Below are 15,542 nucleotides of genomic sequence, written 5' to 3'. Positions count from 1 at the left end.
AAAAGGAAGCCTTATCAGCTATTATAACACATGAAAATACTCTTCACTAAAACCAAAAAATCCAGCATCAAACTGGATTTCTCTTTTTATTGATATTAGTCATAGCTACGAGGTACACGGTCACTAAGTAAACAAAGAACTTCGTAGTTGATAGTGCCACGTTTTTCAGCCACCTCTGTCGCAGTGATGCTTGCTCCCCCATTTTCACCCATAAGAGTGACAGGAGTTCCTAGGGGATAAACCTTAGGAAGACGAACTGTAATCTGGTCCATAGACACACGCCCAACAATAGGACAAAGCTGTCCATCCACAATAACATGGAAACCTTGTAAATTTCTGGTCCAACCATCCGCATAGCCAATCGGAATGGTTCCAATAACTTCATCAGCTGTCGTCGTATAGGTTGCACCATAACCCACATCTTGACCTACTGGCAGGGTCTTAACATGAACAAGTGCAGTCTCCAAACTTAAGGCAGGACGAATGCTATATGGAAGGTCTAAAGCACTGCCACTAGGATTGAGACCATAGATGACGACACCCAGACGCACCGCATTAAAGACTGTTTCTGCATGCCAGATGCTTGTCGCAGAGTTGCTAGCGTGTACCAAGCGAGGACGGTCCACCAAGTTATTAACCAAATCCGTGAAGAAGGCCAATTGACGCTTGAATTTACTATCATCTGCCTCATCAGCCGTTGCAAAATGAGTAAAAATACCTTCGACATCCGCACCAAGTGATTTCAGACCAGCAATCAAGTTATCTGCGTCCTCTAGGCTACGCACCCCAATACGGCCCATACCTGAATCAACCTTAATATGACAGGTTAAACCAGTCAAATCAAGCCCTTGATTCTTAGTCATTTCCAACCACTCAAGGGAAGCTATCGTCAGCGTGATGTTTTCTTGAATAGCCAAAGGAACCTCGTCTGGCAAGACTACTCCTAAAATAAGTATCGGTTGTTCCAAGCCAGCTTGACGAAGTTCAAGCGCCTCGTCTAGGTTGGAAACACAAAAACCATCCACCTGCTTAGATACATGCTTGGCCACTTCGACAGTGCCATGACCATAAGCATTGGCCTTAACAACTGCAAAAGTCTTTACCTGTTTAGGGATGTGACTAACCACTTGTTCAATATTTTCTGAAATTGCTGATAGATCAACCTTTGCCAAGGTTGGTCGATGTAAACTTGAAATCATAAGCTATCCTCTTCCAACATCTATCTCTTAGTTTTTTTCTAAAATGACACTTGCCTGAACAAAATCACCGCTATGGGAAATCGAGATAAAAACCTTGCCTTCAAAAGGTGATTGGGTCACCACTGGAGCTCCCTTGTCATTGGTCAATATTTCAATATCCTTAAAGCCGACTGCTCCAATACCAGTACCCCAAGCCTTTGAAAATGCTTCCTTACCGGCCCAGCGCCCTGCTAAATAGGACATCTGACGATTACCAGAAAGGGATTCAAAACGCTCCCACTCTTTTGGTGTCAATACCTTTTTTGCAAAGCGTGGATTGCGGTCATAAGCCTTTTTTACAGCTGAAATTTCCTGCAAGTCTATACCATGTCCAAAAATCATAATTATAACGAAAGTCGATTGTGGATTTCACGAATAAGGCTATCTGTCTTATCCCAACCAAGACATGGATCTGTAATTGATTTACCATAAACTTCAGGTGTGTCTTGACGACCATCCTCAAGGTAAGACTCAATCATAAAGCCACGCACGGTATCCGAGATACGCTCATCCCACTCACGGTTAAGAAGGACTTCACGCACAATACGAACTTGTTCCATGAAGTTTTTACCAGAGTTATCATGGTTTGTATCGACAAGGATAAATGGATTTTCCAGATTAAATGCACTATATTTGTCCAAAGCCTTAACCAGGTCCTCGTAATGGTAGTTAACAATATTCTGCCCATTTTCATTATTGGCACCACGCAGGATAGCGTGAGCTAGTGGGTTACCATCTGTTTTAACTTCAGCGCCATTGTAAAGGAAATGCTGTTGATTCTGCGCAGCATAGATACCATTAAACATGACATTCAAATTTCCTGACGTTGGGTTCTTCAAGCCAATTGGCACATCAATACCTGAAGCTACAAAGCGGTGCTCTTGGTCCTCAACAGAACGGGCTCCAACAGCGTGATAGCTAAGCAAATCATCAAAGAAGGAAAGATTTGACGGATAAAGCATCTCGTCAGCGATTGGGAGACCTGTTTCAGTAATAATACGTGACTGAAGGTGGCGAACTGCCTTAACCCCCTCAAGAAGGTCTACTTCTCCCTCTGCATCCGGTTGGTGGATAAGTCCCTTATAGCCATCCCCATTGGTGCGTGGTTTAGCTGTATAAACACGCATAACAATAAAGATTTTGTCCTTCACTTCTTCCTGAAGTTTGGCCAAACGGTGAGCATAATCAAGGACCGCTTCTTCATTGTCGGATGAACATGGACCAATAACCAAGAGAAGACGTTTGTCCTCACCCTTGATGATTTTTGCCAAAGCCTCATCATTAGCTTGTTTAGTTACTAAAGCGTCTCCCGTAAGAGCGTGTAATTTCCTTACTTCCGCTACATCAATCAGCGGACTATTTTGATGAATTCCCATTTATTTCCCTCTCTTTGTGAAAAGAGAGCGAACCGCTTGGTCATCCAAACGGTTCACTCCCCATATATGGTTTCTGTTACCTTATTATTTTGACAAAGTATCGTGGATTTCACGAATCAATTCTTCTGTCTTATCCCAACCAAGACATGGGTCAGTGATTGATTTACCATAGACATCTGGTGCATCTTGACGACCATCTTCAAGGTAAGATTCAATCATGAAACCACGTGCAACTTTGTTGATTTTTTCATTCCAGTCACGGTTAATCAAGGTTTGGCGAACGATACGGATTTGTTCCAAGTAACGTTTACCTGAGTTATCATGGTTTGTATCAATAACGATGAATGGATTCTCAAGGCCCATTTGTTCATAGTGTTCAATTGTTTCAAGCACATCATCATAGTAGAAGTTAGGTACGTTTTTACCATATTCATTCGTTGAACCACGAAGAATAACGTGTGCCAATGGGTTCCCTGGAGTTTCAACTTCTTCACCGTTAAAGAGGAAGTTTTGTTTGTTTTGTGCGGCGTAGATACCGTTAAACATCACGTTAAGGTTCCCTGATGTTGGATTCTTCATACCAGTTGGAACATCAATACCTGACGCAACAAAACGGTGTTGTTGGTCTTCTACAGAACGTGCACCAACGGCAATGTATGACACAAGGTCATCTACCAAAGGAAGATTTTCTGGGTAAAGCATTTCGTCAGCAGTTGTGATACCAGTTTCAGTGATAACACGGTAGTGAAGGTTACGCACAGCCTTGATACCGTTAATTAGGTTTGGTTTCCCTTCAGCATCAGGTTGGTGTACAAGTCCTTTATAGCCATCACCATTTGTACGAGGTTTAGCTGTATAGACACGCATAACCATAAAGACTTTATCTTTAACTTCTTCTTGAAGTTTAGCCAAACGGTGAGCATAATCAAGAACAGCTTCTTCATTATCAGATGAACATGGACCAATAACCAAAAGCGTACGGTCATCTTCACCCTTGATGATTGCTTCAAGCTCTTTATCACGAGCTTGTTTCTTGGCAAGGGCTTCACCTGTTAATGTAGTTGATTCTTTAACTGCATCAAAATCAATTTTTTCACTTACTGCTTTAAAAACCATAATAATTACCTATTTTTTTCCTAAAATTGTTTACGACCGTGACAATTTTTAAATTTCTTACCAGAGCCACATGGACAGAAGTCATTACGACCAACCTTACTAAAGTCAATTTCTTGACCATTAGCATCTGCTTGGTGGGCCTGGATATTGCCTGTTGCTGTTGTCGAAACACGTTCATTCACATTTTCACGAGATTGCTCATGAATTTGTGCTTTCATCATTGTACGTGTCACATCATATTCAATTGCCCCAATCATATCTTGGAACATCTTGAACCCTTCAGATTGATACTCAACGATTGGGTTGTTTTGTGCATAACCACGCAAACCAACGGCATTACGTAATTGATCTAGAGCATCGATGTGGTCCGTCCACTTGTTATCAACAACCATCAAAATCAAGACTTTTTGGAATTCACGGATAGCTTCCTCTGAACGCAATTTCTTGATTTGACGAGCATAAACATCATCTGCTAACTCATTCAAGTAAACTTTAATAGCGTCATAATTAACACTACGTTTCGTTACCTCTCCCACTTCTTGTAAATCTTCAAGTGAGATGGCATTCTCAGGAACCAAGGCCTGACGAGCAAAGTTCAAGATACCTTTAAGAGCTTCCTCTTGATCATTGCGGCTGTGACCATCTACCGTACGGTTAATCGTACGCTTAATCATAGCCTTAATCTCAGGTTCAAGGTCACGTTCCGCTGTGATAACATCATAACGCTCAGCGTAGATGATTTCACGTTGTTCACGCATAACGTCATCGTACTGAAGGACTTGTTTACGAGTATCGTAGTTATTTCCTTCGACACGTTTTTGAGCCGCTTCCACTTGGCGTGTCAACATACGTGATTTGATAACAATATCCTCATCATCAGCATTCAAACGTTCCAAGACTTGCTTGATACGATCAGAACCGAAGCGACGCATCAATTCGTCTTCAAGTGAAAGATAGAATTGAGATTCTCCTGGGTCCCCTTGACGTCCCGCACGACCACGCAACTGGTTATCGATACGACGGCTTTCGTGACGCTCTGTACCAATGACACAGAGTCCACCAAGGTCAAGAACCCCTTCACCAAGTTTGATGTCGGTACCACGACCGGCCATGTTGGTCGCAATCGTAACGGCACCACGTTGACCCGCATTCATGATAATATGCGCTTCTTTTTCGTGGTTCTTGGCATTAAGCACTTCATGAGGAATACCTGCTTCAACCAACATCTTAGAAATCAAGTCAGATGTTTCAACGGCAACCGTACCAACAAGGACTGGTTGCCCCTTTTCATAACGACGTTTAACATCTTGTACCACAGCGCGGAATTTAGCATCCAAGGTAGGGTAAAGAAGGTCATCATGGTCAATACGTTGAATTGGACGGTTGGTTGGAATCGGAATGATTCGCATGTTATAAATTTCACGGAATTCATCTTCCTCAGTTTTACCAGTACCAGTCATCCCTGACAATTTCTTGTACATACGGAACATATTTTGGTAAGTGATTGAGGCAGATGTCTTCGTTTCTTCTTGAACTGGCACACCTTCTTTTGCCTCAATGGCTTGGTGGAGTCCATCTGAGAAACGACGACCTTCCATAGTACGACCTGTAAATTGGTCAACGATAAGGATTTCTTGCTCAGGACTGACCACATAGTCGATATCATGCAACATGATGTAGTTGGCACGAAGGGCGTTGTCAATATAGTGAGTCAAGGCAACATTGTCAATATCGTACAAGTTATCCAAGTTGAAGAATTCTTCAGCCTTGTCAATACCTGAGTCATTCAAACCAATCGTTTTCGTTGGAATATCAATAGCATAATCATCTTCTGTTAATGTCTTAACAAAAGCATCCGCACGATGATACAACTGATTAGTTTCTGAACTTACAGGACCTGATACGATCAATGGTGTACGAGCTTCGTCGATAAGAACTGAGTCAACTTCATCGACCAAAGCATAGTTCAATGGACGTTGTACCATGTTTTCCTTACGAACAACCATGTTATCACGAAGATAGTCGAAACCTACCTCTGAGTTGGTTGAATAAGTGATGTCACAGTTATAAGCTTCACGTTTTTCAGCTGGTGATTTGGCTGAAAGGTTAATCCCTACTGACAAACCAAGCCAACTATAAAGCTCACCCATTTCAGTCGCATCACGCTCTGAAAGGTATTCGTTAACGGTGATAACGTGCACGCCTTCACCTGAAATAGCATTTAGGTAAACAGGCATTGTCGCAGTCAGGGTTTTCCCTTCCCCTGTACGCATCTCTGGTACGTCACCATGGTGAAGAACGATACCACCCATGATTTGCACACGATATGGGAAAAGTCCAAGGACACGTTTTGCCCCTTCACGAACAACTGCAAATGCCTCTGGCAAGAGTTGGTCTAGGCTTTCTCCGTTTTGATATCGTTTTTTAAATTCTTCTGTTTTTGCCTGAAGTTCTTCATCTGAAAGAGCCGCCATTGCATCAGCATAGCTCTCGACTTTCTTGGCAGTTTTTTCTAGTTTCTTAATTTCGCCTTTATCATTTTCAATGATTTTGCGTAATATATTTGCCATCTTTTTTCCTTTCGACAGTCTTTATCTCCATATTTTACCACAAAAGCCCCCTTTAAACAAGAAATCACTCAAGGATTGACAAAGAAAAAAGCCCTAGTTTAAGGGCTTTCACAATGGATTTGCAAATAAACGAAAACTTTTTTATTAGATTCACTGAAAATATCGACAATAATGCTTTAAAACTACTTCTTAGAGTTCTCTTGGCTCTCTAGGATATCCTCAAAATCATGCAAGAGATTTTCAAAAGCCTGCTCAAAGAAGGCATGGTCGGTGCCGCTATAGGCCTTCATTATCATAGGGCTAGCTTCAAAATCAACGTAGAATTGATAGTCCAAGACACCATTTTTCCAGTAAAATTTAATGCTAGGGGATGCCGTTTTTTCACCGCACATACCAGGAATGGCCCGTTGTAAGCCATAAATGTGATCTCCATAGTCTTTCAGACGATAGTAAGCTCCCTCAAAATAATAAGATTTGCCGATTTCAATACGCTCAAATAGTGCAGCTAAAACTTTTTCATTACTCATACTTAAGCCTCGTTAGGGTGACTGACAATCATCTCCAATTGTCCATCAATTTCCCAATCTGTCACATCATTTGGAAGAATGAAGTGATCACCTTTTTTTAGACAATAAATGCGTGAATCGATAGTCATAGTCCCATTTCCAGAAAGTACCGAACAAAGCAAATAAGGAGCTGATTGCTTGAAGTCAACCAAGCCACTGAGTTTCCATTTATATACGGTGAAGAAGGAGTTTGATGTCAAACAAGTCGACTCTAATTGCAAGGTCTTAACAGTTGCTGGGACGCTATTTTCTGGGTCCCCTAGATTCAAGACATCGAGAGACTGTTGAATATGAAGCTCACGTTTATTGCCCTGATCATCCCTACGATCAAAATCATAGACACGGTAAGTGGTATCGCTAGATTGTTGGGTCTCTAAGATCAAGATACCTGGACCAATAGCATGCATGGTACCACTTGGTACAAAGAAAAAGTCACCTTTCTTAACAGAAGTTTTCGACAAAAGTCCGTCCCAATCACCTGCTTCAATTAAGGACGCCAATTCTTCCTTGGTCTTAGCCTTGTGACCATAAATAATCTCTGCACCCTCTTCAGCATCAATAATATACCAACATTCTGTCTTTCCTAGCTCACCTTCATGCTCTAGTCCATAAGCATCATCAGGGTGTACTTGTACTGAGAGCCAGTCATTAGCGTCCAAAATCTTTGTCAACAAAGGAAAAACACTAGTCTTGGGATTTCCAAAAAGTTCCGGTTTATCCTTGTAAAGCTCTGCCAGGTGGAAACCAGCATACTTTCCGTTTTTGACATAGGATACACCATTAGGATGGGCAGAAATTGCCCAGTATTCACCAGTGTGTTCACTGGGAATATCGTAACCAAACTCTGTCTTGAGGCGATTACCTCCCCAGATTTTCTCATGCATTGGTGAATCTAAAAATAAAGGTTCCATTACACCCTCCTGTATAGAGCAAAACGCCTTAAGATTATCTCTTAAAGCGATTTTACATATTTTGTTTATTTGTTTGCATGCTTATCAGCTACGTCTTTAGCAAGTGCGAAGTTACCAAGCGTTGCAGAACCATTACCTGAAACAGCGGGTGTCACAATATACTCATTTACATCTGGTACTGGAAGGTAACCATTCAAAAGAGCTGTGAATTTTTCACGAACACGACGAAGCATGTGTTCTTGCCCCATAACACCACCACCAAAGACGATAACTTCTGGACGGTAGAGCACAGTTGCCTGGACAGCAGCTTGAGCAATGTAGTAAGCTTGAACATCCCAAACCTCAGAATTTTGCTCAATCAATTCGCCACGAATACCTGTACGGGCTTCAAGTGATGGACCAGCAGCCAAACCTTCCAAACATCCGCGGTGGAATGGACAAGTTCCGTTAAATTCATTGGAAACATCATTTGGGTGAAGAGGTACATATACGTGACCAGCTTCAGTGTGACCCATACCACCAATGAACTCACCATTTTGAATAGCACCGGCTCCAATACCAGTTCCGATAGTGTAGTAAACAAGACTCTTAACACTTTTACGAACAAGTGTCTCACCATAAGCAGATGAGTTAACATCAGTCGTAAAGTAGAAAGGAATATTAAACTCTTTAGCAATCAAACCAAGAAGGTCGACATTTGACCAATGTGGTTTTGGTGTTGAAGTCACAAAACCATATGTTTCAGAGTTTGGATCAACATCAATTGGTCCAAATGAACCAATTGCAATTCCAGCCAATTGATCTTCATAACGTTTGAAAAATTCAATCGTACGGTCAATTGTTTCGTAAGGTGTAGTTGTTGGGAATTGGGTTTTTTCAACGACTTGGAATTTCTCATCACCAACAGCACAGACAAATTTTGTACCACCAGCTTCCAAGCTTCCGTAAAGTTTAGCCATATCTAAAGCTATCTCCTTCTGTGATCTATAAATAACTATCTTATACTATTATAAAGAAAAGCAGGATAAAAGACAATCTAAATGAGGCCTTATTTGACAAGGTACAGACTACTCTGCTTCATACTTTTCTTTATGAGACTTTTAACTAAAAAAGCCGAATTGACTTCGACTTTTCTAGCTTATTATTTAACTGCGATGAAGTCTGCACCTTCAGCAACTGAACCAGTCGCTACTGATGAAACATCTTCGAAGTCTGCAGTGTTTGTAACGATAACCATAGTTGTATCGTCAAGACCTGCTTCAGTGATTACTGAGCTATCGAAGGTAGCCAAGACATCACCTTTTTTAATACGTTGATTTGCTTGAACTTTAGCATCAAATCCTTTACCTTCAAGTGAGACAGTGTCGATACCGATGTGGATAAGCACTTCAGCACCTTTATCAGATTTAAGACCGTAAGCGTGACCTGTTGGGAAGGCGATTTGCACTTCACCATCAAATGGTGCAACTACTTGGTTACCTGAAGGTTTGATAGCAGCACCTTTACCCATAGCTCCTGATGAGAAGACTGGGTCATTAACATTTTCCAAAGCTACAACTTCACCTTTAAGTGGTGCAGCGATTGTTTCAGCTTGCAATGCAACTGGAGCTGATTCTGCAGATGCAATATCTTCAGCAACAACTTCTTTTTGAGCTTCAACTTCTTCCTCTTTGTAACCGAAGATCCAAGTAAGAGCGAAACCAAGAGCAAGTGTTACAAGTACCATAATCACATACTTAAGTACTTGACCGTTAAGGTATAGAAGAGTACCAGGAACGATTGTTACACCAAATCCTGTACCAGCAAGGTTAAGGATTGATGCCAACCAACCACCGGCAGCACCAGCGATAAGACCCATGATAAATGGCTTACCGAAACGAAGGTTAACCCCAAAGATAGCTGGTTCAGTGATACCAAGTACCGCTGAAAGAGTTGCAGGGAAAGCAAGTGCTTTCAATTTAGCATCTTTAGTTTTAACACCCACTGCAAGTGTCGCACCAGCTTGGGCAGTCATAGCAGCTGTGATGATAGCGTTAAGTGGATCTTTACCAGTATTAGCAATGAGGTTAGCTTCAAGCAAGTTAAAGACGTGGTGAACCCCTGTAACGACGATAACTTGGTGAACTCCACCAAGAACAAGACCAGCAAGACCAAATGGCAAGTTAAGAATCCATTCTGTAGCAGCAAGAACATAGCTTTCAACAGTATGGAAGACAGGACCAATGATAAAGAGGGCCAAAGCTGACATTACTGCAAAGACGATAAGTGGACGTAAGAGAAGGTCAAGAACATCTGGAACCCATTTACGAACCCATTGCTCGAACTTAGCACCAAGCAAACCTACGAAGAAGGCTGGAAGCACTGAGTTTTGGTAACCTACTACTGGAATAAAATCAAAGAAGTAGATTGGTTTAGCAGCACCTGATGCAACATCCCAAGCGTTAGGAAGGGCGTTGTTAACCATCATCAAACCAAGAACCAAACCAAGAAGTGGTGAACCACCAAATACGTTAAAGGCTGACCAACAAATCAAGGCTGGGAAGAAGGCGAAGGCTGTATCTGTCAATACAACTGTGTAAGTGTAGAAATCTGTAGCAGCAAAAGCTTTTGATGTTGTACCGAACAAACCAAGAACTGTATCGTTATTGATTGCTCCACGGATACCCATGAAAAGACCAGTCGCTACGATTGCTGGAAGCAATGGAACGAAAACGTCACCGAATGAACGGATAGCACGTTGGAACCAGTTCCCTTGTTTAGCAGCTTCTGCTTTTTGTTCGTCTTTAGATGCTGTTGGAAGACCTTGAGCAACGACTTCGTCGTAAATCTTGTTAACAGTACCTGTACCAAAAATCATTTGGTATTGACCTGAGTTGAAGAAAGCACCTTGAACTTTTTCAATGTTCTCAGCCTTTTCTTTATTGATTTTGTTTTCATCTTTAACCATCACACGTAGACGAGTCGCACAGTGAGCAACACTGTTGACGTTTTCACGTCCACCGAGGGCATCGATGACTTCTTTTGCAATTTGTTTGTTATCCATTTGCAAAATTCTCCTTAATAAAATTTGGTATGAAAGCGTTTAGCTTTTCTTTACGATAACTATTTTAGCATCTTTCTGCCATATGTCAACCGTTTAGCATATTTTTTTTATTTTTTGTGATAAATCGTTGATTTTTCTAGGTAAAACGTTTACTATATTACTAACAAATAGATTAGGAGATTACTAAATATGAATCTACCAACAGAAGTTCGTTACCGTCCATACGCAGATTGGACAGACGAAGAAAAAACAAAAATTAAAGAAAATGTCGCTAAATCACCTTGGCGTGCAAGCTACCATATCGAACCAGAAACAGGGCTTCTTAATGATCCAAACGGTTTTTCTTACTTTAATGGTAAGTTCCAACTTTTCTACCAAAGTTGGCCATTTGGAGCTGCTCATGGTTTGAAACAATGGGTGCATACTGAAACTGAAGATTTGGTTCACTTTACAGAAACTGGTGTCAAACTCTTGCCAGACCATGAAAATGATAGCCACGGTGCCTACTCAGGTTCTGCTTATCAAATCGGTGATAAACTCTTTATCTTCTATACTGGGAACGTTCGTGATGAAAACTGGGTTCGTGACCCACGTCAAATCGGCGCTTGGATGGATAAAGACGGCAAAATCGAAAAATTCGACAAGGTTCTTATCAAACAACCTGCTGACGCTACTGAGCACTTCCGTGACCCTCAAATCTTCGATTACAAGGGACAATTCTACGCTATCGTAGGTGCTCAAAACCACGATAAACAAGGTTTTATCAAACTTTACAAAGCTATTGATAATGATGTCGAAAACTGGGTTGAAGTTGGAGACCTAGACTTTGGTGGTACTGGCTCAGAATACATGATTGAGTGTCCTAACCTTGTCTTTGTAGATACCAAACCTGTTCTTCTTTATAGCCCACAAGGTCTTGATAAAGAAGAACTTGACTATGGCAATATTTACCCTAATACTTATAAGATTTTCCAAGATTTCGACCCTGAGAAACCTGCCCTTGTTGATGGCACACCAATTATTAACTTGGACTACGGGTTCGAAGCTTATGCTACTCAAGGATTTAACACTCCTGATGGTCGTGCCCTTATTGTTAGCTGGATTGGTCTCCCAGACGTGGACTATCCAACTGACAAATACGACTACCAAGGTGCTATGAGCTTGGTTAAAGAATTATCTATCAAAGATGGTAAACTCTACCAATACCCAGTAGAAGCTATTACAAGCTTACGTGCTAGTCAAGAAGATTTCTCTGAAAAAACGGCAACAACTAACACTTACGAGCTTGAACTTAACTTTGAAGCTAACACTCAAACAGAACTTGTCCTCTTCGCAGACCAAGAAGGAAATGGCTTGTCACTTACTGTTGATACTGAGAACGGAAAAGTTATCCTTGACCGTTCTAAAGCTGGTGAACAATATGCTACTGACTTTGGAACAAGTCGTGAATGTACACTTGATGCCGGTCAAGCTGCAACCGCAAACATCTTTGTAGATAACTCAATCGTTGAAATTTACTTCAACAAAGGTGAGAAAGTCTTCACTAGTCGTGTTTTCCCAAGTGCAGAACAAACTGGTATCAAAGTAACGTCAGGAAACGTTTCTGGACACTACTTCGACTTGAAATACTAAGGTGATTTATGGTCGCAAAGCTTACTGACGTTGCCGAACTGGCTGGTGTGAGCCCAACCACAGTTTCTCGCGTCATAAACAAAAAGGGCTACCTCTCACAGAAGACCATTGACAAAGTCCACGCTGCCATGCAAGAGCTAAATTACAAGCCTAATAATTTGGCTCGAGGCCTCCAAGGAAAGTCGGCCAAACTCGTTGGCTTGATTTTCCCAAATATTTCCAATGTATTTTATGCCGAACTTATTGAACGTCTTGAGGATGAACTCTTTAAGCAAGGCTATAAAACCATTATTTGTAATAGTGAGCATGATCCTAACAAGGAGAGAGACTATTTGGAGATGCTTGCCGCCAACCAATGTGACGGCATCATCTCGTCTAGTCACAATCTTGGTATTGAGGATTATGAGAAGGTTGAAGCTCCCATCGTTGCCTTCGACCGTAATCTCGCCCCAAAGATTCCTATTGTTTCGTCTGACAACTTTGAAGGTGGCAAGTTAGCCGCAAGAGCTATGGTCAAGGCTGGCTGTCAACGCATTGTCATGATTACAGGCTATGATAATTCGGATTCTCCAACAGGACTTCGTCAACTAGGTTTTAATTATGAATTGGACAAGAAAGGTATTATTTGTCCTGTTCCAAACGATTTGTCTCTCATGCGACGAGAATTAGAAATCAAATCTATTTTCTCTCGTGAAAAACCAGATGGCATCTTTGTTTCGGACGATTTAACAGCTATCTTGGTTATGAAGATAGCTAGACAATTGGGACTTTCTATCCCAGATGACCTAAAAATCATCGGTTATGACGGTACCGCCTTTATCCGTCACTTCTACCCAGAGTTAGCAACTATCCAACAACCTTTGGATGAAATTGCTAAGCTTTGTGTCGAAATTCTTCTCAAGAAAATTAAAGGCAAAACAGTTAATCGTGATTATGTACTTCCAGTGAGTCTGATTGCTGGTGGCAGTATATAAATGAAAGTCGCAAGAAATCTCCGCTTGCGACTTTTTTCTTGTTACATTTGTAGAAAAAAAGAAGTTGAAACAACGCTCAACTTCTTTTGCTTATGCCTCATCTGTCACAAACTGACTAAGTACACCATTAATGAACTTAGCAGATGTTTCATCAGAATATTTTTTAGCGATTTCAATGATTTCGTTAATAGCTACACGTCCTGGTGTTTCTTCAAATGACGTGATTTCATAAAGTCCCAAACGAAGGAGAGTACGATCTGTCACAATCAAACGTGAGAGGCTCCAACCCTCTTTCAACTTTTCTTCAATTTGACTATCAAGTTGGGCCAACTCTTCACGGACACCTGTTACTAGGCTAAGGAGAAAGGCTGGTACATCAACTTCAGTTTCTTCGTCAATTGGCTTGTCATAAGTGTAAGCGAAATGTGCTTGTTCCAGAGCTTCTCCACCAAATTCAAGGGCAAAAAGCGTTTGAAAAGCACGCTCACGAAGGTCACGACGTGAATCTTTAAAGATATTAGTCATTCAAAAAATCCTCGTTAAACAATTCAGCCAAGTCTGGTTTTTGTGACTTTTCAGTAACAATAGATTCAACGTGAACATTGACTTCTGAAATTGCCACTTCTGCCATATCATAGACAGCTGCTTTAACAGCCTTTTGAATTTCAATTGAAACCGCTGGTACGTTAACCCCATACTGAAGTGAGACGTAGATATCAGCATTTACAGTACCATCTTCTTCTGTTCGGAGGTAAACACCACGTCCCAAGCTTGTTTTGCTGAGACTATCCGTAACATTTTTATTTTGAAGGGCGTAAACACCTTCCACTTTAGTTGCAGCGATACCTGTAATCACTTCGAGCACGCGAGGGGCAATTACAATTTCACCGATATTTTCTGTAGTCATCGCATGTTTCCTTTCCGTTAGTTTGGAAAATAAAGCCTTCAAACCAGCGGTTTGAAAGACTTAGTTGGGCTTAGGCACGTGATACGTAAGTACCTTCAGCTGTGTTGATAACCAATTTTTGACCAGCTTCGATAAAGTCTGGAACGTTAACCACAAGACCAGTTTCAAGTGTTGCAGGTTTACCTGAACCTGTAACTGTTGCACCTTTGATTGATGGTTGTGTTTCAGTAACAGTCAATTCAACAGTTGTTGGAACTTGAACACCAATAACTTCTGTTCCGTAGAATTGGATTTTTACGTCTGAGTTTTCAAGGATAAATTTCAATTCTTCTTGAACGTTGGCTACTGGGATTTCATATTGGTCATATGTTTCAGTGTTCATGAAGTATGCAGTATCATCCATTTGGTACAAGTATTGTGCTGGTACTGTTTCGATGATTGCTTGTTCAAATTTTTCTTCTGGACGATAGCTAGTATCAAAAGTTGAACCTGAACGAACATCACGCAATTTCATACGCATGATTGTGTTACCTTTACCAGGTTTGTGGTGGCTAGCTTCAAGAACTTTGATCAATTTGCCATCGTTAGTTACGAAAGTCATACCCGCACGGAGTTTACTTGCTTCAATCATTATTAAATACCTCTTTGTAAAAAATTATTATCAGTTTATTTTACCATAAATGATAGCATGGCTCAAATGTTTTATAGATTCAAGCCCAATCCTCAGGCTTTTTTCAAAGAACAAACTAGTCATCCATTCCTAAGTGAACCTCTGGAACATCATGTTGCAAATAAGAAACGCCTTTTTGTTCCATCAATTCAATCGCAAAGGGATGGGGCCTATAATTGGCCTTGTATGTAATCTTAACAATACCAGCTTGCAAGAGGGCTTTGGTGCAGTTGATACAAGGAAAATGAGTCACATAAATCTCTGTATTTTTGGTAGAAATCCCCTCTTTGGCACATTGGATAAGGGCATTCATCTCTGCGTGTACCGTACGAATACAATGACCATCTTCCATATAGTGGCCTACTTCGTTACAGTTATCAGTCTCAGAAACTCCGCCGTTATAACCTGTAGCGATAATACGCTTGTCCTTGACTAAAACAGCTCCAACAAAGGCACGGTCACACGTAGAACGCTTAGAAATCAGCTCTGCATTAGCCATAAAATAATCTTGCCAAGATAAACGGTTTGGCATAAAGTAC

At 41.1% G+C, this 15,542-nt stretch carries 15 protein-coding genes; 2 read left to right on the top strand and 13 right to left on the bottom strand.

Annotated elements, in window-relative coordinates; genetic code table 11:
• Positions 1–95 precede the first annotated feature (95 nt).
• From alr to HMPREF2867_RS01715, 9 genes are all read right to left on the bottom strand, one after another.
• Positions 96–1,199, bottom strand: coding sequence for an alanine racemase (alr, locus tag HMPREF2867_RS01755; protein WP_070575344.1), 1,104 nt, complete (start codon positions 1,197–1,199; stop codon positions 96–98).
• A 27-nt stretch (positions 1,200–1,226) separates the two neighbouring features.
• Positions 1,227–1,580 (bottom strand): holo-ACP synthase, encoded by a 354-nt coding sequence (gene acpS / locus HMPREF2867_RS01750; RefSeq protein WP_002891813.1) that lies wholly within the window; start codon positions 1,578–1,580, stop codon positions 1,227–1,229.
• A gap of 2 nt (positions 1,581–1,582) precedes the next feature.
• Positions 1,583–2,614 (bottom strand): 3-deoxy-7-phosphoheptulonate synthase, encoded by a 1,032-nt coding sequence (locus tag HMPREF2867_RS01745; protein WP_070575341.1) that lies wholly within the window; start codon positions 2,612–2,614, stop codon positions 1,583–1,585.
• 84 nt (positions 2,615–2,698) lie between these two features.
• Complete coding sequence (locus HMPREF2867_RS01740) at positions 2,699–3,730, bottom strand: 3-deoxy-7-phosphoheptulonate synthase (protein ID WP_002891816.1); 1,032 nt, start codon at positions 3,728–3,730, stop codon at positions 2,699–2,701.
• Positions 3,731–3,750: 20 nt separating this feature from the next.
• Positions 3,751–6,300, bottom strand: a complete 2,550-nt coding sequence (gene secA, locus HMPREF2867_RS01735; RefSeq protein WP_070575338.1) for a preprotein translocase subunit SecA — start codon at positions 6,298–6,300, stop codon at positions 3,751–3,753.
• A gap of 182 nt (positions 6,301–6,482) precedes the next feature.
• Positions 6,483–6,827: a hypothetical protein gene (locus tag HMPREF2867_RS01730; RefSeq protein WP_083312367.1), complete on the bottom strand. Its 345-nt coding sequence runs from the start codon at positions 6,825–6,827 to the stop codon at positions 6,483–6,485.
• A gap of 2 nt (positions 6,828–6,829) precedes the next feature.
• Positions 6,830–7,777: a mannose-6-phosphate isomerase, class I gene (manA, locus tag HMPREF2867_RS01725; RefSeq protein ID WP_070575335.1), complete on the bottom strand. Its 948-nt coding sequence runs from the start codon at positions 7,775–7,777 to the stop codon at positions 6,830–6,832.
• Positions 7,778–7,842: 65 nt separating this feature from the next.
• The gene (scrK, locus tag HMPREF2867_RS01720) at positions 7,843–8,736 is read right to left on the bottom strand and encodes a fructokinase ScrK (RefSeq protein ID WP_070575333.1); all 894 of its coding nucleotides are present in this window, start codon (positions 8,734–8,736) and stop codon (positions 7,843–7,845) included.
• Between the two features lie 182 nt (positions 8,737–8,918).
• Positions 8,919–10,820, bottom strand: coding sequence for a sucrose-specific PTS transporter subunit IIBC (locus HMPREF2867_RS01715; RefSeq protein ID WP_038676753.1), 1,902 nt, complete (start codon positions 10,818–10,820; stop codon positions 8,919–8,921).
• 189 nt (positions 10,821–11,009) lie between these two features.
• On the opposite strand from HMPREF2867_RS01715, the gene HMPREF2867_RS01710 reads away from it, so the two are divergent.
• Positions 11,010–12,452: a sucrose-6-phosphate hydrolase gene (locus HMPREF2867_RS01710; RefSeq protein ID WP_070575330.1), complete on the top strand. Its 1,443-nt coding sequence runs from the start codon at positions 11,010–11,012 to the stop codon at positions 12,450–12,452.
• Between the two features lie 8 nt (positions 12,453–12,460).
• A complete protein-coding gene (locus tag HMPREF2867_RS01705; protein WP_070575327.1) occupies positions 12,461–13,426 on the top strand; it encodes a LacI family DNA-binding transcriptional regulator in 966 nt (321 codons plus the stop codon).
• Positions 13,427–13,516: 90 nt separating this feature from the next.
• Here HMPREF2867_RS01705 and nusB read toward each other — a convergent pair whose 3' ends face one another.
• The 4 genes from nusB to HMPREF2867_RS01685 all read right to left on the bottom strand — a co-directional run bounded on the left by nusB (position 13,517) and on the right by HMPREF2867_RS01685 (position 15,535).
• Positions 13,517–13,951, bottom strand: coding sequence for a transcription antitermination factor NusB (nusB, locus tag HMPREF2867_RS01700; RefSeq protein WP_002884506.1), 435 nt, complete (start codon positions 13,949–13,951; stop codon positions 13,517–13,519).
• Positions 13,944–14,333 carry an Asp23/Gls24 family envelope stress response protein gene (locus HMPREF2867_RS01695; protein WP_002884704.1) on the bottom strand — a complete coding sequence of 130 codons (390 nt, stop codon included), beginning with the start codon at positions 14,331–14,333 and terminating at the stop codon, positions 13,944–13,946. Before HMPREF2867_RS01695 ends, nusB begins: the two co-directional genes overlap by 8 nt.
• 70 nt (positions 14,334–14,403) lie before the next feature.
• On the bottom strand, positions 14,404–14,964 hold the full coding sequence (gene efp / locus HMPREF2867_RS01690; RefSeq protein ID WP_002891830.1) for an elongation factor P: 561 nt from the start codon (positions 14,962–14,964) through the stop codon (positions 14,404–14,406).
• Between the two features lie 115 nt (positions 14,965–15,079).
• Positions 15,080–15,535 carry a deoxycytidylate deaminase gene (locus tag HMPREF2867_RS01685; RefSeq protein WP_002884736.1) on the bottom strand — a complete coding sequence of 152 codons (456 nt, stop codon included), beginning with the start codon at positions 15,533–15,535 and terminating at the stop codon, positions 15,080–15,082.
• Positions 15,536–15,542 lie beyond the last annotated feature (7 nt).

Origin of the sequence: Streptococcus sp. HMSC064H09, from assembly GCF_001812625.1 — a bacterium.
In the GTDB taxonomy this organism is placed as follows: Bacteria; Bacillota; Bacilli; order Lactobacillales; family Streptococcaceae; genus Streptococcus.
The sequence above is the reverse complement of the archived record's forward strand: the minus strand, read 5'-3'. Positions and strand labels throughout refer to the sequence as shown.